Origin of the sequence: Candidatus Amarolinea dominans (assembly GCF_016704685.1) — a bacterium.
Taxonomy (GTDB): Bacteria; Chloroflexota; Anaerolineae; order SSC4; family Amarolineaceae; genus Amarolinea; species Amarolinea dominans.
Genome location: NZ_JADIZS010000015.1, coordinates 132,457 through 156,749 on the forward strand (window position 1 = coordinate 132,457; position 24,293 = coordinate 156,749).

Genomic DNA, 24,293 nt, shown 5'->3' on the forward strand with positions numbered 1-24,293 from the left:
CAGGTTTGACAGGAACATCTTTACCACAGAGCCAACCTGCGCCCCGGCTGGCCGACAAGTACCCTCCGGGGGCAGATGTGGCCAGCATGGATGGGGCCGATTTTCGTCAGTTGTTCGAAGCCGCTTACGCGTGGTTGGCGCAGCACCACGAAAGTGTCAACGCGCTCAATGTCTTCCCGGTGCCCGATGGCGATACCGGCACCAACATGCTGCTCACCATGCAATCAACCTGGGAGGAAATCGTCAAGGTGGATGGCGGCCACCTCGGCAAGATCATGCAGGCCGCGTCCCACGGCGCCCTGATGGGCGCGCGCGGCAATTCCGGTGTGATCCTGTCGCAAATTTTGCGCGGCATGGCGCGGGGCCTGGAACAAAACACCACCTGCAACGCCAACCAACTGGCGCATGCCCTGCGGCTGGCATCCGACACAGCCTATAAAGGCGTCGTCAAGCCGGTAGAAGGCACCATCCTGACGGTCATCCGCCTGGTGGCCGATGCGGCCGAGAAGGCCGCGCAGCTCGATCATGACCTGCGCTTTGTCTTTCGCCGCATCACCCACACCGCGGCTGAGGCCGTGGCCAAAACCCCCAGTCTGCTGGCCGTTCTGGCGCAGGCCGGCGTGGTGGATGCCGGCGGCAAAGGCCTCTTTTATCTTCTGGAGGGCATGACGCGCGCCCTGGAAGGGGAACGCGTGACACAGGACAGCAGCCGGCAGGTCGCGTTTGCCGGTCAAGCCGACGCGCTGGAGGGCGAGTACGGCTTCGACATTCAGTTCATCCTGCAAGGCAGCAACCTGGACGTGGATGAGATTCGCCGTGTGATTACGGGCATGGGTGAATCGGTGCTGGTGGTGGGCGACCGGACTGCGGTCAAGGTTCACCTGCATGCCGGTGAGCCGGGCGCTGCCCTCAACTACGGCGTCAGCGTCGGTCATATGAGCCGCATCATTGTCGAAAACATGGATGCCCAGTTTCAGGAGTTTGTGCATGGCGAGGGCAGCGGTGACGGACCGTTGGCCGGCCGCAATCCGGCTCACACCGATGCGCAGCCGCTGCCCGCCGCCAGCATTGCCACGATCGTGGTGGCGCCGGGTGTGGGTCTGCAGCAGGTCTTCCAGAGCCTGGGCGCCAGCCAGGTCGTGGCCGGGGGCCAGACGATGAATCCGAGCACGCAAGAGCTGCTGGCCGCGGTGGAGGCAAGCGCAGCCGAGGATGTCATCATCCTGCCGAACAACAGCAACATCGTGATGGCGGCACAGCAGGCCAGCAGCCTGGCGCACAAGCGCGTGCATGTTGTCCCAAGCAAAACCATTCCGCAGGGCATCAGCGCGCTCATTGCCTTTCAGCCCGCGGACAGCGTCGCAAACAACCTCGCGGCCATGACCCGCGCCCTGGCCGCGATTGACACGGGTGAAATCACGGTGGCTGTGCGCAGCGCCACCTTCGATGACATCCGGGTCGCAGCCGGTGAAGTCATCGGCCTGCTCAACGACGTGCTCACCGCCCATGGCCACCAGGTGCAGGAAGTCGCCCTGGAGTTGCTGCGCCAAATGCAGGCAGAAACCCGCGAGATCATCACGATCTACCACGGTCAGCCGGTGACCGCAGCCGAGGCGACGGCGCTGCAGGCTGTTCTGCGCGTCACCTATCCTGATCAGACCATCGAACTGGTCAACGGCGGACAGCCGCACTATCATTACATCCTTTCGGCCGAATAATCGCTGCCTGGAGTCGTTCCTGTGTCTATGGTAAAAATTGTCACCGACAGCAACGCCCAACTCACGCCCGGAGTTGTCGAGCGCCTGGGTATCCATGTGGTTCCTCTGCGCATCCAACAGGGCAAACGGATCAGCCGTGAAGGTGTGGACGTCACGGCGCAAAATTACTTCTCGCGCCTGGAGCGCAGCAATACCCTGCCGGTTGACTTGCCGCCGCCGCAGCAAGAAATGGCCGACCTCTACACGCGCTTGCACCGCGAAACGGATCAGATTCTATCGCTGCACCTGTCAGCGCGCATCAACGACACCTGTGGCGTCGCGCGTGCCGCGGCCGCCAACCTGCTGGGCCGTTGCCGGATCACGATCCTCGATTCGCAGATGGTCTCTTTTGGTCTTGGCATCCTGGTTGAAGCCGCAGCCGAAGCGGCCGCCGCCGGCACGCGACTCGATGAAGTGGTGCGCCTGGTACGCGGCATGGTGCCGCATCTGTACGGCGCCTTCTTTGTGGAAACACTCGGCTATCTGGAGCGCAGCCGGCAGATCAGCAAAGCCCAGGCCCTCCTGGGAACCATGCTGGGCATCAAGCCTTTGTTGACCGTGGAGGACGGGGAGCTTTTGCCGGCGGAAAAGGTGCATACGCGCGAGCGTGCAGCCGAAAAGCTGGCCGAGTTCATCAGCGAGTTCTCGACCATCCACAAGATGGCAATCCTCCAGCATGGTTTCAACCCGGAGGCAGAGACCCTGCTCAAGCATCTACACGATCAATTGCCCAATCGGGAAATCCCTGTCTACACCTACAGTCCCTCGCTGGCCTGTCATCTGGGGCCAAGCGCCATCGGTGTGATTGTCTACGAAGGTCAGATTTAGCATGACAAGCAAGTCGGAGCTACCAGGCGCGTTCGAGCGCCTGGGCAAGATTCTGGCGTTAGAAAAACGCCAGGGCTATCGCAACAAGGCCGTCATCGGCGGTCTCGACAAGTTTGCCGCGCGCTGGGAACAGGATGCACGCCAGGAGATTCCCAACGGCGCGCCGCTGATTGCGGAGATCGTCTCCCTGCTCACCGGGTATCCGACCATGCCGGACCCGGAGGCGCGCGCGCGTGTGCTGAACGACATCGTGCTGCGCATGGGCCTGCCCGCGTCCCCGCCAATCACTGCCCAACCGGTCAGCCCGCGGCCGGCCACCGCCCAGGAAACCGGCGGCAAGGTGCAACCGCCGCGCCCGGCCACCGCCCAGGAAACCGGCGGCAAGGTGCAGCCGCCGCGGCCGGCCACCGCCCAGGAAACCGGCGGCAAGGTGCAACCGCCGCGCCCGGCTACCGCCCAGGAAACCGGCGGCAAGGTGCAACCGCCGCGCCCGGCCACCGCCCAGGAAACCGGCGGCAAGGTGCAACCGCCGCGCCCGGAGATGCGCCAGCAACCTCAGCCTGCGCAGCCGCCCGCGCCAAAAGAAAAACCGGCGCCGGCGCAGACTCAATCCCCAGTCAGGCCACCACGCGGCCCGGACAAGGCCGCGCCGCCTGCCCCGCCGCGGGCCCAACCCGCGGCCGCCAGGAAGCCGGTCCCACCGCCCGCACGACCCGCGGCCGGCGGCAAGGGGGGACAGAAACAAGTTCCGGTCGGCACGAAGCCTGGGGGGCCGCCGGCCAAATTCAGCCAGCCTGAGCGCCCCGCCGCCCCGCCGCGCCCGGTCCCTGAGCGCCGCCCACCGGCGCGCCGCGCGCGCGGCCTCTCCACGGGCGAATTCAACCTGGGCTTGCAGGCGCCGGTCACCAGTTTGCCCAGCATCGGCCCTCATTACGCCGAGCTGTTGGAGCGCCTGCACATTGCCACGGTCGAGGATTTGCTCTGGCACTTTCCCCATCGCTACGTTGACTACAGTCACCTCAAACCCATTGCCTCGCTGACCCGCGGCGAAGAGGTGACCATTCTGGGCACCGTCTGGGAGGTGCAGGAGCGCTCCCAGTTCAACGGCCGCCATGTCATCCAGGCCATTGTGGCCGATGCCAGCGGCACGATTCAGGTGACCTGGTTCAATCCTTACGTGAAGAATCAGGTCAAGCCCGGTCGCGTGCTGGCCCTCAGCGGCAAAACCGACCTCTACATGGGGCGGCTGGTGATGAACAGCCCCCAGTGGGAGCCGCTGGATCAAGAACTGGTGCATACGGCCCGCCTGGTGCCCATGTATCCGCTGACCAAAGACCTGAGCCAAAGCTGGCTGCGGCAGCGGATCAAGCAGGTGGTGGATGCCTGGGCCAGTCACATCACCGACTTCCTGCCCGACCGGATCCTGGCCTCCACCCGGCTGATGTCACTGGCCAAAGCCCTGGCCCAGGTCCACTTCCCTGACAGCGCCGAGCAACTGGAGCAGGCCCGCCGGCGGTTAGCCTTCGACGAGCTGTTCATGATCCAGATCGGAGCGCTGCGTCGCCGCAACCTGTGGCGCGGACAACCGGCGTCGCGCCTGGTCGTCACTGAGCCAGACCTGGCGCGTTTCCAGGCCTGCCTGCCCTTCACCCTGACGGCTGCGCAGCAGCGCGCCCTGGGCGAAATTCTGCAGGACATGCAGGACATGCGCCCGATGAGCCGCCTGCTGCAAGGCGATGTTGGCTCTGGCAAGACGGTGGTGGCCGCCATCGCCATGTGGGTTGCCGCGCAAAATCAGAGGCAGGCCGCGCTGATGGCGCCAACGGAAATTCTGGCCGAGCAGCACTTTGCCGGCCTCACGCGCCTGTTTGCACGGCTGACCGAACAGGGCCTGGAAGCGCCGTCGCTGGCGCTGTTGACCGGCAGCCTGAAGGATGCAGACAAGGAGGCTGTTGTTGCCCGCCTGGCCAACGGGGAAATCCAGGTGGTCGTTGGCACCCATGCACTGATTCAGCAGGGCGTCACCTTTGCCAACCTGGGACTGGCTGTGGTAGATGAGCAGCAGCGCTTTGGCGTGGAGCAGCGCGCCGCGCTCAAACAAGCGGGACGCGCCCAGGAGCAGCCGCTGACACCCCACCTGCTGGTGATGAGCGCGACCCCCATCCCGCGCTCGTTGGCGCTGACCGTTTATGGCGATCTTGACCTGTCTATTATTGACGAGCTGCCGCCCGGTCGCCAGCCGATCAAGACCTATGTGATTCATCCGGACGAACGCGAGCGCGCATACGGCTTCGTGCAGTCCCAGGTGGCCCAGGGCCGCCAAGTTTACATCATCTGCCCGTTGGTTGAGGAATCGGAACAGACGGAGGCGCGGGCGGCGGTCGCCGAGCATGAACGCCTGCAGCGCGAGGTCTTCCCGCGGCTGTCGTTGGGCCTGCTGCATGGCCGCATGAGGGGCGACGAGAAGGAAACAGTAATGCAGGCCTTTGCGCGCAACGAAACGCAAGTGCTGGTCTCCACCTCGGTGGTAGAGGTTGGCATTGACGTACCCAATGCAACTGTCATGTTGGTGGAAGGCGCCAATCACTTTGGCCTGGCCCAGTTGCACCAGTTCCGCGGGCGCGTCGGCCGCGGTGAGTTTGCCTCCTTCTGCCTGCTGCTCGTCGAGCGTACCGATCAGACAGAAGATGAACGGCTGCGGGCCATGGTGCAGACGCAGGATGGCTTCAAGCTGGCCGAGATTGATCTGCAACTGCGCGGCCCCGGCGATTTCCTGGGGACACGCCAGAGCGGCCTACCCAGTCTGCACATGGCCAGCCTGGGTGATGTGCGCCTGCTGGACATGGCACGCAGCGAAGCGCAGCAACTGCTGGAGCTTGACGCAACCCTCAGCCAACCGGAACAGCGCGGCCTTGCCACACGGCTTGACCACTTTTGGCGCGATCAAGGAGATGTGAGTTAGCACCATGACCATTGCCCTCTATCCCGGCACCTTTGATCCGATTCACAACGGGCACATTGACATTGCGACACGGGCGGCCGGCCTGTTCGAGCACGTCATCGTTGGCCTGTACGACCGCCCCGCCAAGCGTCTGTTATTCAGCGCCGATGAACGCGCGCAGATGGCACGCCTGGCGCTGGCCCATCTACCCAATGTCACGGTGCAGTTGTACAGCAGCTTGACGGTGGATTTTGCCGGCCAGATCGGCGCCAGCGTGGTGGTGCGCGGCCTGCGCGCCATTTCTGACTTCGAATTCGAGTTCCAACTGGCCTTGACCAACAAGAAATTGGCGCCCGGCGTGGAGACCGTCGGCCTGATGAGCAGCCTGGAATACCTGTTCCTCAGCTCGACCATTCTCAAGGAAGTGGCCTTGCTCAACGGGCCGGTGAGCGATCTGGTGCCCCCTCACGTCGAAGCAGCGCTGCAGCAGAAAGCCGCCACATGAGATACTGCAAGCGGGCACGAATTGCGCCTGACCCCTTAGGCGGAAAAGTGAAGTCTATTCCCGCTTGCAGTAGAGATGCAAACTCGGGGAAAGTTGGCGTCTCTCGCCCCGATGACATCGCCCGCTGCATCGGAGTCAAGAGATAGAGATCGGAGAGGTGGAGATTGGCATGGAAATTCTGCAGCTCGTAGACCAGTTCGAGAGCATGCTGCACAACAGTTGGCGCGTCCCCCTGACCAGCCGGCTGTTGGTGAGCGAGGCCGACTGCATCCGGCTGATTGATCAGATGCGCATGACGGTGCCAGAGGTGGTCAAACAGGCCCAACGCACGGTGCAAGAGCGTGAGCGCGTCCTGGCCCAGGCCAAAGAGGAGTCGGAGCGCATCGTGACGCGTGCGCGTGAGCGGGCGCTGGAACTGGTCGCCGAGCATGGCATCATGCAAGCGGCGCAGCAGCGGGCCGCGGCCGTGGTGCAGGACGCCGAGCAACAGGTGGCGCAGTTGCACCACGACGCCGATGATTATGCCATCCACTCGCTGCAAAACCTGGGTGAGCACCTGGAGCACATGCTGACCGAGGTGCGCAACGGGATTGCCGTGCTCAAGCCGGACAGCGGCCCGAACGAATGAATTCGTGACGACGAAGCGTTTTCATCTCCGGCAGGTGTGCCCACTTTTCTTGACGACCGGCGCACTCTCGCCTATAATGTCATGCTGATTGGCAGCCGGTGATGTGTTCCTGCCGATCAGCAGAGGAAGTGATGGGGTCCCCCGCGGTCGAAAAGGTGTGCGATGGATCTAAAATTCAATGTGGCACAGCTTCTCAAAGAACCGGTTGGTGCGACGCGGCGGTATGAGTTGGAAGAGGATGTACAGGAGCTGCTGGCGGAATTGCCGCTGGTTGCCCCTGTCTCGGGACGTGTTCAGCTCTTGCACATTCCCGGCGGAGTGCTGGCCACAGGCACGCTGCAAACAACTATGGCCACCGAGTGCAAACGCTGCCTGAAGCCGCTGGCCCTTGCGACTGACTTCGAAATGGAAGAGGAGTTCAAGTCCACGGTGGATGTTTTGACCGGGACACCGCTGCCGACGGCAGCCGAGGAAGATGCGGCCTTGCTCATCAATGCGCATCACATCCTGGACCTGGGTGAAATCATCCGCCAGGATTTGCTGTTGACGGCCGCACCGGCGGTCTTGTGCCAGCCAGACTGCCGGGGACTGTGCCCGACCTGTGGAAAAGATCTCAACGAAGGCCCTTGCGAGTGCCAAACGGAAATAGAAGACCCGCGCTGGGCGGACTTGAGTCACCTGTTAAAAAAGACATCAAAAAAGTAAAGAGGAGATTGTCAACCAATGCCACCATTAACGAAACATCGGTTTTCACACGGCCGCACTCATCGCCGCCGCGCGCATGACGCCCTGACCCTGCCCCAATTGATCGAGTGTCCCCATTGCAAGACGCCCCGCCTGGCACACCAGGTTTGCCCCAGTTGTGGTTTTTACAAGGGCGTGGAAGTCGTCAAGCAGGAAGCGAAGGACAAGAAGAAGCCGGCTGCGTAAGTGAACCGGACGACTGCAAGTCGCTGCAACCTGTAGATGAAGCAGATGAAGTAGACAGTAGATACAGTAGATGAAGCAGATGAAGGACGAAGCGTAGCTCCTGGCAGCGTAGATTCGTCCTTCATCTTTCGTAGCGATCGCTTGACAACCGACTATGCCACACCTTGCCTACATCTTCCCTGGTCAGGGATCACAGGCTGTCGGAATGGGGCAGGCTCTGGCCGCCGCCCATGCCGTAGCCGCCGCCACCTTCGCCGAAGCAGATGAGATTCTGGGTTTCGCCCTGTCGTCGCTCTGCTTCGATGGCCCCGCTGAGGCGCTCAACCATACCATCAACACCCAACCGGCCCTACTGGTGACCAGTGTCGCCGCATGGCGCGCGGTCGCGGCTGCGCTCGGTCAGGCGCCGCCGGCCCGTTTCGTCGCCGGGCACAGCCTGGGCGAATACAGCGCGCTGGTGGCCGCGGACGTGCTCAGTTTTGCCGATGCCGTGTCCCTGGTGCGCCTGCGTGGCAAGCTGATGGACGCAGCCGATGAGACGGCCCCGGGCGGTATGGCCGCGATCATTGCCCTGGATGCCGACACGGTGGACGCCGTCTGCGCGGACGTGCGCGGGCAAACGGGCGGCGTGCTCCAGGTCGCCAACTACAACAGCCCCGGCCAGGTGGTCATCTCCGGCGACGAAGCCTCCCTGACGCTGGCCCTGCAGATTGCCAGGACCTATGGCGCGCGCAAGACCATGCGCCTGCCCATCAGCATCGCCGCCCATTCGTCGCTGATGACGCCGGCCGCCGAGGAAATGGGCCGGGCGATCATGTCCACCCCCCTCAAGCCCCCGCGCGTGCCCGTGGTCAGCAATATCAGCGCCCTGCCGTTGACCAGCGTGAATGAGATTCGCCGCGAGCTTGTGGGGCAACTGACGGCCGGTGTGCGCTGGGAGGATTCGGTGCGCATGATGGCCGCCGCAGGCGTTGACTTGTTCATCGAGATCGGCGCGGGCAACGTGTTGACCGGGCTGGTGAAACGCATTGTCAAGGACGTGGGCACACTCAGTGTCAGCGATCCGGCAGGCATCGAGCAGATGCGCACACTTGTGTGAACTCATAACCAAAAGAAAGGCACGCTATGAACTCGCTTGACGGTCAAGTTGCCATCGTGACCGGCGCCTCACGCGGTATTGGCGCGGCCGTGGCCCGGCTGTTGGCCGCCCGCGGCGCCAAAGTGGTCATCAACCACCGCGCCAGCGCCGACACAGCAGAAGCGCTGCAGGCTGAAATCAGTGCGGCCGGCGGCGAGGCCCTGGTGGTGCAGGCCGATGTGAGCAACACCACTGAAGCGGCCGCCCTGGTCAAGGCAACCATCGGCGCCTATGGCCGCGTCGACATCCTGGTGAACAACGCCGGCACGACGCGCGACAATCTGATCATGATGATGAAGGAAGCCGACTGGGACACGGTCATCACCACCAATCTGAAGAGCGCGTACAATTGCGCCAAAGCGGTGCTGCGCCCCATGCTGAAGCAGCGGTCCGGCCGCATCATCAACATCACCTCGGTGGTGGGCCTGGCCGGCGCCGCCGGTCAGACCAACTACGCCGCGTCGAAGGCAGGCATCATCGGTTTCACGAAGAGCCTGGCCAAGGAGGTGGGTTCGCGCAACGTCACGGTCAACGCCGTGGCGCCCGGCTTCATCCCCACCGCGCTCACCGACGTGCTGCCCGCAGAGGCGCGGCAGCAGACCATCGCCGCGACGCCGCTAGGACGCCTGGGCACCGCTGAAGACATCGCCGAAGCGGTGGCCTTTCTCGCCTCCAGCGGCGCCAGCTTCATCACCGGCCAGGTGCTCAGCGTGGATGGCGGCCTGGTCATGCAGTAGGGGTTTGCCCCAACGATGCTTGAGGCGGACGCGGAACAAGGTGCTTATGAAACAAGAACCAGAACCCACTGAGATTGTCACCAGCGAATACGGCGCCAGCAACGACAGCGGACACCTGGGCCATGTGACGATCGTACCCGCGGTGCTCCTGAGCATCGTGCGCCAAACGGTTCTCAGTCAACCGGGCGTGGTACGTCTGTCCAGCCGCAACATCGCCCGGCGTGCCGGCAGCGGAAAGACGCGCAGCGCCAGCGCCAAGGGCCTGCGCATCGAGATCGCCCAGGACCACAGCGTAGGCGTAGATGTGTACCTGGTGGTATCAGGCCAGACCAACATGCGCGAGCTGGCCGAAACCCTGCAGAGCGAGATCACGCGCGCACTGCAAACGATGGTGGATATGACCGCGCGCGAGGTCAACGTCCATATTGATGCTGTTGACCTGGGCAGCAGCGGCGCTCAAGAAACCGCCACAGAGCCTCGTACACACCGTCGCTGAGGCGGCGGGTCAAGAACAACAGAGGAACTAACAGCGTGAAAGCAGCCCGCCGGCAGGCCCGGACCATGGTGCTCCAGGCACTCTATGAAACGGACAGCGTCCATCACGACCCACAGCAAGTCATTGACAACCGCCTGGCCGAGGAGCCGCCGGATGTCGAGAGAGAGTCGTTCACGCGACGCCTCTTCTTTGCCGTGCTGCAAAATCAGGTCAAACTGGATGCCATTATTCAACAGCACGCACCCGAATGGCCGTTAGACCAAGTGGCGGTCATTGACCGCAATCTCCTGCGCATGGCCCTGTGTGAAATGATGATCACCGGCGACGCGCCGGTCAAGGTCGTCATCAACGAGGCGATCGAATTAGCCAAAGATTTCGGCAGTGACAGCAGTTCACGCTTTATCAACGGTGTGCTCGGCAGCATCGTCAACAAGGGCGTGGTCGTCGCTGAGCGCAAAGGCAAAAAACCCTGATATGACGTGAGTCGGCACGACCGTTGTCGAGAGATGCAAAGCAGCACCGACTCGGAACCGTCCACCGGAAAGGACCAACATTCAATGGCGAAGCAACGAGTTCTGATCATGGGCGCCGCTGGGCGCGACTTCCATAATTTCAATGTTTACTTTCGCGGGCGCGACGATTACGAAGTCGTCGCATTCACCGCCACGCAGATCCCCAATATCGAAGACCGCCGCTACCCTGCCGCGCTGGCCGGCCCGCTTTATCCCCATGGCATCCCAATCTACCCTGAATCCGACCTGACCCCCCTGATTGCCCAGTTGGCGGTTGACCAGGTGATCTTTGCCTACAGCGACGTGGCGCACGCGTATGTGATGCACAAGGCGTCGCAGGTGCTGGCCGCCGGCGCCGATTTTCGCCTGCTGGGACCGCACGCCACCATGCTGACCGCACGCAAGCCGGTCATCGCCATCGGCGCGGTGCGCACCGGGGCAGGCAAGAGCCAAACCACCCGCCGCGTGTGCGACATCCTGCGCAGCCAGGGCAAAAAAGTGGCGGCCGTGCGTCATCCCATGCCGTATGGCGACCTGGTCAAACAGGCGTGTCAGCGTTTTGCCTCCTATCAGGACCTGGACGATCATCAGTGTACGATCGAAGAGCGTGAGGAGTACGAGCCGCACCTCGATCGCGGGGTTGTGGTCTACGCAGGCGTGGATTATGAGCGTATCCTGCGCGCGGCCGAAGAAGAGGCGGACGTGGTGGTGTGGGACGGCGGTAACAACGATTTTCCCTTCTACAAGCCGGACCTGTTCATTGTGGTGGCCGATCCGCACCGCGCCGGTCATGAGCTGGCCTATCACCCCGGCGAGGCGAATCTGCGCATGGCCGACGTGGTGGTGATCAACAAGGTTGACACGGCCGACCTGGACGCGATCAGCCGCGTGCGCGACAACGTGCGCAGCGTCAACCCGAAGGCGATCATGATCGAAGCGGCTTCACCGATTACGGTCAGCGATCCTGCGGCCATCCGGGCAGGCGGTGCTGGTGGTGGAAGATGGGCCAACGCTGACGCATGGCGAAATGGCTTACGGCGCCGGGGTGGTGGCGGCGCGGCGCTTCGGCGCAGCCAAGATCATTGATCCGCGCCCCTATGCCGTGCGCACGATCGCCGATACCTACGCCAAATATCCGCGCACCGGCGCGGTGCTACCCGCCATGGGCTACGGCGATGCCCAGATCGCCGACCTGGAAGAGACGATCAACAACACCCCGTGCGACCTGGTCATTATCGCCACGCCCATTGACCTGAGCCGCGTGATGCGCATCAACCGCCCCACCCAGCGCGTGGGCTACGAACTGCAAGAGATCGGCAGCCCGACGCTGAACGACGTGCTGAAATAAGAGGGATACGTCATGTCAACAGGTGACGAACTGGATGGGTTTGCCGAGATTCTGGCCGAGATCACGCGGCGCATCAGTGATTTGAACGAAGAAAGCTTGGTGCGCTTGTCCGAATTCGTCAGCTTCCTGAAATGGCAGGAGGAGCAGTGGCGTTCGCCGACGCTGGAGGAGCTGGACGGCAGCCAGCCGCAGGTAGTCTGGCGTTTCGACCTGGTGGAACAGTTCGCCAGCGCCCGCCAGGCCTCCACACAGGCTCCGGCCGGCATGGAGATCAAGATAGGGCCGGCCTCCAGCGGCGGCGAGCTGCGCCCGGCCATTTGGGAGCACCCGCCCGTGGCAGGCGCGGCCGTGGTCGAGTATCAGTTCACGGTACCCATGGCCGTGGAGCGGTTGCACTTCCGCGGCAGCGTCGGTGTGCGTGACGGCGCCTTGATTTCGGACAACAACCCGGTCGCTTTCCGGCTGGTCATCAATGGGCACAAACTGTGGAGCACGCTCAAAGCGTCCTGCCGCTGGGATCCCGTGGAGGTCGTGCTGCCATCGCTGGCCGGCCGCGAGGTCACCGTGCAACTGGTGACCGACGGCCTGGGCGATGCGCGTTGGAATTGGGCCGTGTGGGGCGATCCCCAGGTGGTGGGCTTTGCGTCAGCAACCTGAGACTGCGGGCGGGCGCGGTGTGCGCATCATCGGCGTACCCATGGATTTGGGCCAGCAGCGCCGCGGGGTGGACATGGGGCCGAGCGCGCTGCGCTATGCCGGCATGCAGGCGCACCTGGAGCACCTGGGCTACGAGGTGACCGATGAGGGCAACATCAATGTGCCGGTGCCCGAAGCCTCCACCGAGACGATCACCGGCGTCAACGGCCTGCGCCATCTGCCGGCCATCGAGCAGGTGACGCAGGAGTTGTACACACGCGCGGCCGCCCTGGCGGCCGGGCCGGATACACCGATTTTCCTGGGCGGAGATCATTCGATCGCCCTCGGAACCGTCGCCGGCACCGGCAGCGTGGGAACGATGGGCCTGCTCTGGATTGACGCACACGCCGATTTCAACACGCCGGAGACCACGCCCAGCGGTAATATCCACGGGATGCCGGTGGCCGCGCTCCTGGGCCGCGGCGCAGCCAGCCTGACCGAGATCGGACGCCGCAGCCAACTCAAGCCAGCGCAGATCGTCATGATCGGCGTGCGTGACCTGGATCTCGAGGAGCGGCGGCAACTCAAGCAGAGTGGCATCACGGTCTTCACGATGCGCGAGATTGACGAACAAGGCATGGCGCGCATCGCCCGCCGCGTGCTCGACCGCCTGGCCGCCTTCCCGCGCCTGCACATCAGCCTGGACATGGACGCGCTCGACCCGGACTTCGCGCCCGGCGTGGGGACCCCGGTGCCCGGCGGCCTCAGCTATCGCGAAGCCCACCTTCTGATGGAACTGCTCGCCGAGTCCGGCCGCGTGGCCGCCGTTGACGTGGTTGAAATCAACCCGATCCTGGATCACGGCAATAAGACCGCGGAACTGGCGGTGGAGTTGGTCTGTTCGTTATTGGGAAAGCGGATTTTGTGATCGGAGATCGGTATGCCTGATGAATTTTCGTTTGTGGGCGGGGGGGAGATTGTCTGGCGGCCATCGGCTGAGGTGGTGGCGCGCAGCCGGCTGCAGCAGTTCATGAACCGGCACGGCCTGCGTTCGGTCGAGGAATTGCATCGGCGTTCAACCGACGACATCGGCTGGTTCTGGGAAGCGGTGCTGGCCGAATTGGGCATCGAGTTCGACGTGCCCTACCGTCAGATCGTGGATACGAGCCGCGGCATCCAGTGGCCGGTGTGGTGCGTAGATGGCATGATGAACATCGTTCACAACTGCCTGGATAAATGGCAAGGCACCGCCACGGTCAACCGCGCCGCGCTGCGCTGGGAAGGCGAGGAAGGCCAGGTGCGCGTGCTGACCTACGGCGACCTCTACCGTGAGGTCAATCGCATGGCCGCGGGGCTGCGTGCGTTGGGCCTGGGTAAAGGTGATGCCATTGGCCTCTTCCTGCCCATGATTCCCGAAGTGGTGATTGCCCTGCTCGCGATTGCCAAGATCGGCGGCGTCATTCTGCCGCTCTTCTCCGGCTATGGTGCAGGCGCGGTGGCCAACCGCCTGGCCGACGGCGAGGCGAAGGCGCTGTTCACGGCCGACGGCTTTTTGCGCCGCGGCCGCGTGGTGCCGCTGAAGCCCGTGGCCGATGAGGCGCTCCAGCACGTTCCGAGCGTGCAGCACGTGATTGTGGTCAACCGGGCGCAGCACGAGATTCCCTGGACGGCCGGCCGCGATCACTGGTGGGCCGACGTGGTGGCCGGTCAACCACAGCGGGCCGAGACAGAGCGCACCCGCGCCGAAGACGTGGTCATGCTGATCTACACCTCCGGCACCACCGGGCGGCCCAAAGGCGCGGTGCATACGCACTGTGGCTTTCCCATCAAAGCTGCTCAGGACATGGCCTTCGGTCTGGACGTGCATGACGATGACACCGTCTACTGGATGTCGGACATGGGCTGGATGATGGGGCCGTGGCTGGTCTTTGGCACGCTACTCCTGGGCGCCACCATGCTGCTCTACGACGGCGCGCCCGATTTTCCCGGCGTGGATCGCACCTGGGCGCTGGTCAGCCAGCATGGCGTCACCGCGCTCGGCGTCTCGCCCACGCTCATCCGCGCCCTGCGACCGCACGGCGCGGCGCCGGTTCAGCAGCACGACCTCTCCACCCTGCGCCTGGCCGGCTCCACCGGTTCACCCTGGGATCCGGAATCGTGGCTGTGGTTCTTCGACACCGTGCTGGAGGGCCGCAAACCGATCATCAACTACTCCGGCGGCACCGAAATCTCCGGCGGCATTGTCATGGGCCATGTGCTGGGACCGCTCAAGCCCTGTGCGTTTACAGGGCCGGTGCCGGGCATGGCGGCCGACGTGGTGGATGACCACGGCCGCTCCGTGCGCAACCAGGTGGGCGAATTGGTCGTGCGCCAGCCCTGGATCGGCATGACGCGCGGCTTCTGGCGCGATCCGCAGCGTTACCTGGACACCTACTGGTCGCGCTTCCCGGACGTGTGGGTGCATGGCGACTGGGCCGCGATTGATGAGGACGGCCTGTGGTACATCCTGGGACGTTCGGACGACACGATCAAAGTCGCGGGCAAGCGCCTGGGGCCGGCCGAGATCGAATCGGTCTTGATTCGCCACCCGGCCGTGATCGAGGCGGCCGTCATCGGCGTGCCGCACGAGATCAAGGGCCAGGAGGTGGTCTGCTTCTGCGTGTTGCGCCCGGAACACGAGGCCAGCGAAGCTCTGCGCCAGGCGCTGCAAGCCATGGTGATCGCGGAGATGGGCAAGGCCCTGCAGCCCAAGGCGATCAAGTTCGTCAGCGCGCTGCCCAAGACGCGCAACGCCAAAGTCATGCACCGCGTCATCCGCGCCGCCTACCTGGGTCACGACCCCGGCGACCTGTCGTCGCTGGAGAACCCCGCGACGCTGGAGGCGATCAAGCACGCGGCGTAGAGGGTTCTTGGAGTCTGTACTATGTACGCTGGAGTTGCCGAAGTTCATGCAACAAACGATTACAAACTGGTATTGACATTCGACAATAAGGAGCGCCGGTTGTTCGACATGACGCCGTACCTGGACGTTGGCCGGTTTGCCGAACTCAAGAATATCGAGGCCTTCAAGCAGGTCAGCGTCTCTTTTGATACCGTAGAATGGGAAAATGGACTGGACTTGGATCCGGAATTCCTGTACACGCGTAGCGTTGGCTCGATAGCCGCCAAACCAAGGGCGTAAACGGCAATAACCATAGTTGGCAGATATTCTCCTGTGCGGTATGATAACAGTATCCATAGGTCAGGTGACGATGTCTATACCGCAGCGGGACAAACCGATGCGGGACGTTATCTAATCGTCTTCTTTGTTCACAAGCGATCTCATACAGCGCTAATCCTGAGCGCACGCGATATGGATCAGAAGGAGCGAAGATACCATGAACGAAAGTAAAGCTACAGTACGACGCACAAGCATTTCCGAGGCCGAAACGTTAGAAGAGATTGCTGAGTTTTGGGATACGCACAGTCTAGCCGACTACTGGGACCAGACGCATGAGGTAGAGTTCACGGTGAGGGCGACGCGCCGGCCGCGCGTAACGTTGGATCCAGATCTCTTCTTTCGGATTGAAACCGAAGCGCGTAAACGTGCCCTCTTGCCAGAGGCGCTGGTCAACTTGTGGTTGGACGAGATTGCGCCTGTCGCGGGCCGTGACATTTTTCTTTCGCTAAAGACGTGCGGTGGTGTTCCCCATCGCATTGAATGGGCTCATAGCTGTGATTAGTGTGGGTAAAAGTTCGATTCGAGGTGCGTCCCGTGCCTGTGATTTTTCGCTATAAGGGTTATGTTTTCTTCTTTGTGATGTTCGACCTGAATGAACCAATCCACGTCCATGTGCCGGGGGGAAAGGCGGATCTGGAGGACCTCTGGCGTTGGCCTGGAGCCAGGCCGGCGAAGCACGGACCAAGACCGACGGCTCGTTGAGGAAAAACGTTCCTTGATTGTGGCAACCTGGCAAAAAGAGCTGAACAAACGATGAACGCGATTCATATTAAGGCAGCAATTCATCATAACGGCGACAACCAGACAGTTATTGCGCCTGTCTCGACGCCCGATCTAATCGAAGTCCGTCTGTTGGCTGAACGATTGCACGTCGAAGGGCAAGAATATAGGGGCATGGCTTGGGGGTGGCCGGCTTATTATGACCCCGAATTAAGGGAGGAGGCCGCAGAATTTCAAATCCTGGATGAACAGGGAGAATATCGAACAGAGATTCGTCCGTTTTGGAGTCCGGCGAGCTTTACGATTGGTGAGAGCGGCGTCTGGTTCTACTCACTGCTGTGGGAGCTTGGCCGCGATAAACCTCCTGTTGAATTCCTGGATGATCAGGCGCTGGCAACATCGTTCACAAGCAAGCCCATACAGCGCTGATCCTGAGCGCACGCGATATGGATCAGAAGGAGCGAAGATACCATGAACGAAAGTGAAGCTACAGTACGACGCACAAGCATTTCCAAAAACGAGAAAAGTCCCGACTCCAGGCTAGGAGTCGGGACTTTTCGTATGTTGGGCGCTGTGACTGCTCAATGAGGCGCTGAGCCACTCGCTCGCTCGCTCGCTGCATCGCGACCGCAGCGGGCGACCGAGTGAATCAGCGAACAATCCGCGGGAGAAAGAGATGTTGGCTTGGGGTGCTGACGGTGGCGATGCGAGGCCCAAAAAGCACGGGGCCTTCAGCATAATTGAACTCCAGCCAGTAAACGTGGTTGCCGGGCGTTGCGGTCACATCATACCAGGAGTAGACGGTAAGAACACCGTGGGGCGCCAGCGGTTGGGCCGTCAACAGAACGAAGTCAGAGCCGTCGGGCGCGCTGCGGTAGATATTGAAGTTTTGCACTTCGTTCTCATTGCCCGTGCGCCACATGATTTCGACGAACGGGGCGCCAACCGTCACGCTGAAACTGACGAGCGCCTGGGTGGTGGGCGTCACAAAACCAAAATCTACGACGGCCGTGGTCTGTGACTCGCGGATGCCGACCCAGCGCTGCTCCGGGGTACTGGTCAGCAGAGTCGTGGTGCTCTGCGCTGACACCTGGTAGAGGCCTGGGAGCAGCCCGCCCGCCACATAGCGGCCCTGCTCATCGGTAGTCACCAGGCCAGCCAGGGTGCCGTTGTTGTCGGTCAACGCAACGGTGACATGGGCCAGGGCTTGGGTTTCATCGCTGTTGCGCACACCGTCGCCGTTGTTGTCTACCCAGACGGTGCCCATGACCTGACCGCCGGTGGCAGCCGCCGCGGGAGTCGCCCAGGCCAGCGTCGCCACCAGCATGATGACCAGGCTGGCGAGTGTGACCAACGCGGCCGCGACACGAACGATCCCCTGCTGCTGCCGATTCTGCGTGCAAATCATGTAATTCACTCCCTCTTCTTCCCTGGTTCAAGTGACCGTTTCCGAATGCGGGAATGATAGCACAAGTTTTGCCAGATGTGCTTTACAACTACCTTACAGAAACCGCCGCGGCCTTTCCTGGTAAAGCCACAGCAGCGTGGGCGCGATTCATCTCAACGCAGGGACGCCAGGGCGCAAAGGCGCTTCAAGGTGGCGCTTGCGTCTTTGACGTCTTTCGTGTTGGTCATCAGCCGCTGCTTAGGCGCCGATTCTCAGGGCACGCCAGCGCAAACCCAGGACGGCGTGCTCGCCAGGCGCCAGGCTCCACGAGAACTGCGGCGCCAGGGTCAGGGCAAAAAGGCCATCGGCGCCGGACACGTCGTCAGGCGCAGGCTGTGCCTGGAACACCACCAGGTAGTTGGCGGCCCGATTCAACACGCCGCGGGTGGCCGCGTCCGCGTCGGTCTGCGGGAATCCGCCGGCCTGCCAGTAGGTGACCGCGGCGCGACCGGCGTCCAACAGATCAACGCTGGCCGGGCACAACTCGTTTTCGATCACCAGGCGCACGGAGGTTGGCGCCGCGCCGGCGTTGTGCAGGCGATAGACGACCTCCAGGCCATCCTGGTACAGGCTGATTTGTTTGCTGAGCGCCAGCGCTGGCGGTAATAAAGGCAGGCCGAGCGCCTGGGAAAATGTCACAGAGCGGTCGCTCATCTGCACCTCCCACGCCACGTTTTGGCTGGGTTGCAGCACGAGCTGGTCATCCACCCACAAGTAATCGGCCAGGGCACGCGTCTGGCCGGCCAGCGGTTGCCACTCGGCAGGCTCCGCGGCAGCGAGGAGCGGAGCGAAATAGGCCGGCAGGGTCTCCGGTTCGCCGGCCCACCAGTCATTGGGCAAGAAGCGATCCCACAACGCCCGCGGGTTGGCAGCCTGCGCCGCGAAGTCGCTGACATTCGCATCCACAGTCGTCGGCAGCCAGCGCCGGAGCCAGGTGCGGGTCACGACCGGGTAGGCGCCGTCATGGCTGAAACGGGCGGGCGACATGGCGTTTTCGTTGCCCACCCACGACACGCCCTCCTGCAGGTCGAACGCGTAGAGGAGACGCCCGCCCAGGGCGGTCAGCACGGTAAAGACACGGCCGCCCGCCAGGCAGATCTCTTCCGCGCCATCGGCATTGACATCTTCACACCACAGCCTGCTCTCCAGGGCGGGCGCCGCGTCGGCCGCGAGAGCCAACTGCTGGCGCCGGGCGTCGCGCCAAGCGAACGGGCTGTCCGCGGCGGGCGCAGGTGCGGCAGCCAGCGTCTGCTCCTGCGCCGGGGATGGCAGCAGCGCCGTGGCAGCCAGCTCGGCCGCACGCAGGCAGACCAGCGCGGCGCGGGCCATTTCCCACTGCCGGTCGCCCGGCTCACCGATGCCAATGCAGCCAAACTCGAACTGATGGGTGGCCAGCGCCAGGTGCGCCTGGGCGATGAGGCGCACGGCGGCCGCGTTGGCCGGCGGAGCGACCTGGCTGGCTTGCAGGCGCGCCCGAATCTGCGCATAGAACTGGCGGAAGTAGGCCAGTTTGGGCGAACGGGCGTTGAAATCAAACCAATCACGAAAGCCGTCCTCGTGATACGGCTTGCCGGTGGCGCGCAGTGAGGCCACCATCCAACTGGCCTGCCCGTCGGGCACGGTGGTCAAATAACCCTGGGGCGCCGGTGCGTGCGCTGGCGCAGTGATAGCCAGCCACGGCTGCTGCTCCAGCTCGGTGAGCAGGCGATCGAGATTGGCCCAGGCCGATTGCGGCAGGACGCCGTCGCTGTAGCCCCAAAGGCCAACGGCTTCGGCATCTTCGGCATACCAGACGTAGTAGGCGTCGCGATCAGGTTGCTCGGCCAGGGCGCGCAGGTAGGCGAGGGCGCGGGTCGTGCGGCCGGTCCAGATGGCGTAGTTGATGGCATCCTTCAGCGGCTGGTCGTCGTTGAAAAGGGTGATGCTGTGCCCATCCTGCCCGGTTTGCCAAACGGCATGGGGTTGGGGACAGCCAGCCTGGCGTAGAAAATCGCCCTCGATCAGGGTGTGGGTGTAACCGCCGGCCGCGAGGACAGGCGCCAGGTTCTGGCGCCAGCAGCGCTCGGAGTTCCAAAGAGGGTCGGGCTGACGCCAAAGTTGCGCTGCAGAACCTCGCGGTGCAGGGTCATCTGCAGCAGGTTGTCCCAGTCATCGCTGGCATACGGGACGTTTTGGGCGTAAGTGCTGCCCAACAGCGTGAACTGTCCGGCGTTGATGCCATCAGCCAGCAGTTGCAGCGGCTCCGGGTCGAACCACTGCAGGGCATGAACGAGACTGCCGGAGATGTGAATGGCAAAGGGCAGGCGCGCATGCCGGCGCAGCACGTGCAGCAGCCCCCGGTAGCAGACCTGGCTGGCCAGGTGGCTGAACTGATTGAGATTCTGATTGAAATGAAAGAGGAGCGCAATGCGCAACTGGCTCAAGGATGCCTCCATTCTCAACGCAAGCGCGCTTGTACGGCGTCGCTGGTCAATTCGCGCAGGGCGTCAGCGGCCACCCAGCGCGCGGTTTTGTCTGGCATGGCCCCAATGGTCTGCGCCGTCGCGATGGCGAGGGTATTCAGGGCACGGTTGCGCTTGCCGATGCCACGCAGCGCCCAGTTGACTGCCTTCTTGACGAAATTGCGCGCATCGTCGGCCTCACGGGCGATGATGGGCAACAATGCCTCGAATTGCTGGTCAGATGCGCGTTTGTCATGCACGGCCAACGCGGCCATGAGCACAAAGCCGGCGCGCTTGACGAACTCCTCCGGCCGGCTGCTCCAGGCGACGGTTTTGTCCCAGGCGAAGGGCGTGCGGTCGAACAGGTTGCTGCACACCTGGTCGCACACGTCCCAGGAATCGAACGCAGTGACCCAGCGTTCCATCTGCTCCTCGGTCACCCAGCGCGGATCATCCACGAGCGCGGCCAGAACACGCGCCTCATGGATGCCCGATTCCCACAGCGCGGCCGCCAGCGCATGATCGCGGCCCGCCCGCTTGGCCAGTTCGCGCACCACCGGGATCGAAACGCCCAGCGTGTCATGCGGATTGATGCCGAACTGCGCCATCCCCGCCACATTAGCCGGGTTCGCATGGCTGCGTAATTCGGCGATAAGTTCTATACTTGTCATGTCTCCAATCTCCGATTTTCGGTTTTCGATTTGCGCCCTTCGCGCCTTCGTGCCTTCGTGCTTCGCGCCTTCGTACCCCTTCGTGCCTTCGTGCTCATCTCTCATCCATCCGTCGCAGGATGGCGAGCAGGGCCAGGGAGACAGCGAGCAGCATCACGGAGAGGGCAAGGGCCACGCCGAGGCTGCGCTCCAGACCCAGGTAGATAGCCAGGGGCATGGTTTGGGTGCGCCCTTCCAGGTTGCCGGCAAACAGGATGGTGGCGCCAAATTCGCCCAGGGCGCGGGTCCAGCAGAGAATGGCGCCTCCGAGCAAGGCGCGTCCGCTCAGGGGCAGCATCACGAAGCGGAACAATTGCCATTGGCTGGCCCCTTCGACAAAGGCCGATTCTTCGAGCTGCACATCAATGGAACTGAAGCCGATGCGCGCCGCGCGCACGTAGAGCGGTGCGGAGACGAAGGTCTGCGCCAGCACAACCGCCGCGGTGGTGAACGGCAGGCTGATCCCCAGGGCGCTGAGCGCGGCGCCAAAAACACCCTGACGGCCAAAAGCAATCAGCAGCGACAGGCCGGCCACCGAGGGCGGCAGCACCACCGGCAGATCAAGCAACAGATCGAGCCAGGGCCGCCCCCGAAAACGCCAGCGCGCCAGGAGATAGGCCAGTGGGGTGCCGGTGGCCACCGCGACCGCCACGCTGATCGTGCTGGTGAACAGACTCAGGCGCAGGGCAGCCAGGGCCGAGGGCGCCAGCACATAGCCCAGAAAATCGTCCATCAAGGCCCGGCCCACAAGGGCCAACAGCGGCAGGAGCAGCAGGCCCACCAACGCCGCGGCCGGCAGGATGAACAACCACGCGCTGCGGCCGTGAGGCATCATGGTTGCGCCGCCGAACGGCGTGGCCGCGGCTGCGGGCAGGTGTCGTCAATCAACCGGCGTAAACCCCCACTTCCTGAGGATCGCCTGACCGTCCGGCGCCAGCACCATCTGCACAAACGCGGTCGCCAGGTCGGGTTGCGCGGCCGCGCTGAGGACGGCGATGGGATAGCGCGCCACGACGTTGGCTGAGGCTGGAATCGCCAGCGTGCGCAAGGTGGGCGCGGCCACCGCGTCCGAGGCATAGACGATGGCGGCGTCGGCTTCACCCAGCTGCACTTTGGCCACCGCCTGGCGCACGTTATCTTCGTTGGACACCACGTTCGCCAGGACCTGCGCCTCATAGCCCGCGCCGAAGATGGCGTCGAGGTTACGCAGCAGCACGCGCGCATACTGGCCTGCGGGCACCTCCGGCGCGGCCAGCACCAGTTTCAACCCCGGCCGCGTCAGGTCGGTCAGGCTGTGTATCTGCGCCGGATTGGCGGCCGGCACAATGACCACCAGTTGGTTGGTCATGAAGATACGCACGCTGCCGGATGTCACCAGAGAGGCCGCCACAGCCCTGTCCATCTCGGCCAGGTTGGCCGCGGCGAAGACATCTGCGGTTGCGCCCTGCTCCAATTGGGTGCGCAGGTTCTGTGAGCCGCCAAAGTTGAAGACAACTCGAACGCCGGGATGCTGCGCGGCGAACGCGGCGCCGATGTCGTCGAAGGCTTCAGTCAACGACACCGCCGCAAAAACCACCAGCGCTGTCGGCCGGTCAGGCGCGGGCGTGCGCACGAGCCAAGCAGCAGGCAGACGGCCACGATGCCGGTCAGCCCTGGGCTGCAAAGCCCCGATCCCATCCGACGATTCTTCATCTGGCGACTCTTCATCTGGCGAACCCTCATCTGGCGACCCTTCATCTGGCGCGGGCGCTCATTTCCCTCACCGCGACGCCGTGCCCACGCACCGGCTCGGCAGTCGTAGCATTATAGCCGAGGGCAAGCCGGCGCCCCAAATTCATTGACGCCTGTCGGTTTCGATGTTATGATGCAACCGGCAAGGGCCTACCGCGCTCTCCCAATGGGCGCGTGCGCATGCGGCTACCCTCGGCCTGTGCTACCCCAGCGAAATGGCCCGCCGGCGCGAGCGGGCGCGACACAACCACGCCGGTTGATGGCGCTCCACGTCAGGAGGAACGATGAACAGCAATATACGTAAGCGCATGGCCGCCCTACCCGGGCAGATGCGTCGTCTGAGACAAGCTTCGTTGCCGGTGGCGGTTGTGCTGGCGATCATGCTGGCCGGTTCAACGCTGGCCGCGGCCACTCGGGTGCGCTTTCGCCCACAGGTAGCGTATGAGATGGCCGGCTCAGAGCCAAAGCGCATCGTCGCGCAAGACTTCGACGGTGATGGACACCTGGACCTGGCGGTCACGTCCTACCTGGGCGAAGAGAATCTAACGGTGCTGCTGGGCAATGGCGCCGGCAATTTTGGCGACAATCAGCCGTTCAGACCGGGCATTACCGCCTGGGGTCTGGCGGCCGGCTATCTGAACAGTGACAACGTGCCCGACCTGGTGCTTACCCAAGGCGGCCATGACAGCACGCTGGTCCAGATCCACGCCGGCAACGGCGACGGCACCTTTTCACTGCTCGATACCACCACGGCCGGCCGTTTCCCCGTCGCGGTGGTCATCGGCGACTTCAACGAGGACACCTACCCCGATCTGGCCGTCGCCAACAACGTGCTCTTCGGTTTGTCGGTCATCACCGGCACGGCCCAGGGGACATTCGGCGCACCGTCACACATGCCCAATTGGGCGAATATGCAGGCCACCGACCTGGCGATGGGCGATTTCGACGGCGACAATCACCTTGACCTGGCGGTGTCGCACTACAACGGGGTGCAGACCTTCCTGGGCGCAGGCGATGGAACGTTCAGCGCGGGCAGCGCCGCCGGCAGCAATTTTCTGACCGAGGCCGTGGCCGCCGGGGATTTGAACGGGGACAGCACGCTCGACCTGGCCTCTATCGAGATCTACGGCAGCCGGTTGCTCATCAACCTGGGCACCGGCGCCGGCGCCTTCGCCGGCGCTGCGATCTATACCACCGGCAGCTTTCCCCGCGACGTGATCTTCGCCGATATGAACATGGATGGCAAGCAGGACATTGTCGTCGCCAACCAGAGCAACAACAACGTGGCGGTTTACCTGGGCAACGGCGATGGCACGCTGCGCAGCCCGCAGACCTTTACCACGGGAACGCAGCCAGGCGCCGTCAGCGCGGGAGACTGGAACGAGGATGGCTATCCCGACCTGGCCGCGCCCTACCGCAACCTGGGCGAGACACCCTGGGTCTCCATCTTGCTGCAAAGTTGTTGCGACGTCACCGGAGACGGCCAGACCACGTCCGCCGACATCGCCGCGGTCGCGCAGGCCGTGGGCGATGCCTGGAACGGTGCGCCGTACAACGGCGACCTGGAC

24 protein-coding genes and 2 pseudogenes are annotated in these 24,293 nt (G+C 63.4%); 20 read left to right on the forward strand and 6 right to left on the reverse strand.

The window, feature by feature from the left end:
• Positions 1-5: 5 nt before the first annotated feature.
• The 18 genes and pseudogenes from IPF85_RS11465 (at position 6) to IPF85_RS11550 (ending at position 16,825) form a co-directional block, all read left to right on the forward strand.
• Complete coding sequence (locus IPF85_RS11465) at positions 6-1,718, forward strand: DAK2 domain-containing protein (RefSeq protein ID WP_343408219.1); 1,713 nt, start codon at positions 6-8, stop codon at positions 1,716-1,718.
• A gap of 27 nt (positions 1,719-1,745) precedes the next feature.
• On the forward strand, positions 1,746-2,585 hold the full coding sequence (locus IPF85_RS11470) for a DegV family protein (protein WP_343408258.1): 840 nt from the start codon (positions 1,746-1,748) through the stop codon (positions 2,583-2,585).
• Between the two features lies 1 nt (position 2,586).
• Positions 2,587-5,547, forward strand: coding sequence for an ATP-dependent DNA helicase RecG (recG, locus tag IPF85_RS11475; RefSeq protein ID WP_343408220.1), 2,961 nt, complete (start codon positions 2,587-2,589; stop codon positions 5,545-5,547).
• A gap of 4 nt (positions 5,548-5,551) precedes the next feature.
• Positions 5,552-6,031: a pantetheine-phosphate adenylyltransferase gene (coaD, locus tag IPF85_RS11480; protein ID WP_343408221.1), complete on the forward strand. Its 480-nt coding sequence runs from the start codon at positions 5,552-5,554 to the stop codon at positions 6,029-6,031.
• A gap of 169 nt (positions 6,032-6,200) precedes the next feature.
• A complete protein-coding gene (locus tag IPF85_RS11485; protein ID WP_343408222.1) occupies positions 6,201-6,659 on the forward strand; it encodes a hypothetical protein in 459 nt (152 codons plus the stop codon).
• Positions 6,660-6,821: 162 nt separating this feature from the next.
• Positions 6,822-7,364 (forward strand): DUF177 domain-containing protein, encoded by a 543-nt coding sequence (locus tag IPF85_RS11490; protein WP_343408223.1) that lies wholly within the window; start codon positions 6,822-6,824, stop codon positions 7,362-7,364.
• 18 nt (positions 7,365-7,382) lie between these two features.
• A complete protein-coding gene (gene rpmF / locus IPF85_RS11495; protein WP_343408224.1) occupies positions 7,383-7,589 on the forward strand; it encodes a 50S ribosomal protein L32 in 207 nt (68 codons plus the stop codon).
• A gap of 154 nt (positions 7,590-7,743) precedes the next feature.
• A complete protein-coding gene (gene fabD / locus IPF85_RS11500) occupies positions 7,744-8,688 on the forward strand; it encodes an ACP S-malonyltransferase (protein WP_343408225.1) in 945 nt (314 codons plus the stop codon).
• Positions 8,689-8,714: 26 nt separating this feature from the next.
• A complete protein-coding gene (gene fabG, locus IPF85_RS11505) occupies positions 8,715-9,464 on the forward strand; it encodes a 3-oxoacyl-[acyl-carrier-protein] reductase (RefSeq protein WP_343408226.1) in 750 nt (249 codons plus the stop codon).
• 46 nt (positions 9,465-9,510) lie between these two features.
• Positions 9,511-9,960 (forward strand): Asp23/Gls24 family envelope stress response protein, encoded by a 450-nt coding sequence (locus IPF85_RS11510; protein WP_343408227.1) that lies wholly within the window; start codon positions 9,511-9,513, stop codon positions 9,958-9,960.
• A gap of 35 nt (positions 9,961-9,995) precedes the next feature.
• Positions 9,996-10,433 carry a transcription antitermination factor NusB gene (nusB, locus tag IPF85_RS11515; RefSeq protein ID WP_343408228.1) on the forward strand — a complete coding sequence of 146 codons (438 nt, stop codon included), beginning with the start codon at positions 9,996-9,998 and terminating at the stop codon, positions 10,431-10,433.
• Positions 10,434-10,517: 84 nt separating this feature from the next.
• Positions 10,518-11,820 (forward strand): annotated as a pseudogene (locus IPF85_RS11520) (cyclic 2,3-diphosphoglycerate synthase).
• 12 nt (positions 11,821-11,832) lie between these two features.
• The gene (locus IPF85_RS11525; protein ID WP_343408229.1) at positions 11,833-12,477 is read left to right on the forward strand and encodes a hypothetical protein; all 645 of its coding nucleotides are present in this window, start codon (positions 11,833-11,835) and stop codon (positions 12,475-12,477) included.
• On the forward strand, positions 12,461-13,384 hold the full coding sequence (gene rocF / locus IPF85_RS11530; protein WP_343408230.1) for an arginase: 924 nt from the start codon (positions 12,461-12,463) through the stop codon (positions 13,382-13,384). The genes IPF85_RS11525 and rocF overlap by 17 nt, the downstream gene beginning before the upstream one ends.
• Positions 13,385-13,396: 12 nt before the next feature.
• A complete protein-coding gene (locus IPF85_RS11535; protein ID WP_343408231.1) occupies positions 13,397-15,358 on the forward strand; it encodes an AMP-binding protein in 1,962 nt (653 codons plus the stop codon).
• A 21-nt stretch (positions 15,359-15,379) separates the two neighbouring features.
• Complete coding sequence (locus IPF85_RS11540) at positions 15,380-15,637, forward strand: DUF2442 domain-containing protein (RefSeq protein WP_343408232.1); 258 nt, start codon at positions 15,380-15,382, stop codon at positions 15,635-15,637.
• A 196-nt stretch (positions 15,638-15,833) separates the two neighbouring features.
• Positions 15,834-16,178: a CopG family antitoxin gene (locus tag IPF85_RS11545; protein ID WP_343408233.1), complete on the forward strand. Its 345-nt coding sequence runs from the start codon at positions 15,834-15,836 to the stop codon at positions 16,176-16,178.
• A 251-nt stretch (positions 16,179-16,429) separates the two neighbouring features.
• Positions 16,430-16,825, forward strand: coding sequence for a hypothetical protein (locus IPF85_RS11550; RefSeq protein ID WP_343408234.1), 396 nt, complete (start codon positions 16,430-16,432; stop codon positions 16,823-16,825).
• A gap of 220 nt (positions 16,826-17,045) precedes the next feature.
• On the opposite strand, the gene IPF85_RS11555 is transcribed toward IPF85_RS11550, so the two are convergent.
• Both IPF85_RS11555 and IPF85_RS11560 read right to left on the reverse strand, forming a co-directional pair.
• Positions 17,046-17,804 carry an SdrD B-like domain-containing protein gene (locus IPF85_RS11555; protein WP_343408235.1) on the reverse strand — a complete coding sequence of 253 codons (759 nt, stop codon included), beginning with the start codon at positions 17,802-17,804 and terminating at the stop codon, positions 17,046-17,048.
• Positions 17,805-18,041: 237 nt separating this feature from the next.
• The gene (locus tag IPF85_RS11560) at positions 18,042-19,472 is read right to left on the reverse strand and encodes a hypothetical protein (RefSeq protein WP_343408236.1); all 1,431 of its coding nucleotides are present in this window, start codon (positions 19,470-19,472) and stop codon (positions 18,042-18,044) included.
• A 21-nt stretch (positions 19,473-19,493) separates the two neighbouring features.
• Between IPF85_RS11560 and IPF85_RS11565 the strand changes: the two genes are divergently transcribed.
• The gene (locus IPF85_RS11565) at positions 19,494-19,829 is read left to right on the forward strand and encodes a hypothetical protein (RefSeq protein ID WP_343408237.1); all 336 of its coding nucleotides are present in this window, start codon (positions 19,494-19,496) and stop codon (positions 19,827-19,829) included.
• Between the two features lie 14 nt (positions 19,830-19,843).
• Here IPF85_RS11565 and IPF85_RS11570 read toward each other — a convergent pair whose 3' ends face one another.
• From IPF85_RS11570 to modA, 4 genes are all read right to left on the reverse strand, one after another.
• Positions 19,844-20,266, reverse strand: coding sequence for a hypothetical protein (locus IPF85_RS11570; RefSeq protein ID WP_343408238.1), 423 nt, complete (start codon positions 20,264-20,266; stop codon positions 19,844-19,846).
• Between the two features lie 14 nt (positions 20,267-20,280).
• Positions 20,281-20,955, reverse strand: a complete 675-nt coding sequence (locus tag IPF85_RS11575) for a DNA alkylation repair protein (protein ID WP_343408239.1) — start codon at positions 20,953-20,955, stop codon at positions 20,281-20,283.
• 94 nt (positions 20,956-21,049) lie between these two features.
• Positions 21,050-21,829: an ABC transporter permease gene (locus tag IPF85_RS11580; RefSeq protein ID WP_343408240.1), complete on the reverse strand. Its 780-nt coding sequence runs from the start codon at positions 21,827-21,829 to the stop codon at positions 21,050-21,052.
• A gap of 45 nt (positions 21,830-21,874) precedes the next feature.
• Positions 21,875-22,657, reverse strand: coding sequence for a molybdate ABC transporter substrate-binding protein (gene modA / locus IPF85_RS11585; RefSeq protein WP_343408241.1), 783 nt, complete (start codon positions 22,655-22,657; stop codon positions 21,875-21,877).
• A gap of 514 nt (positions 22,658-23,171) precedes the next feature.
• On the opposite strand from modA, the pseudogene IPF85_RS11590 reads away from it, so the two are divergent.
• Positions 23,172-24,119 (forward strand): annotated as a pseudogene (locus IPF85_RS11590) (VCBS repeat-containing protein); the annotation flags it as partial.
• Positions 24,120-24,293 lie beyond the last annotated feature (174 nt).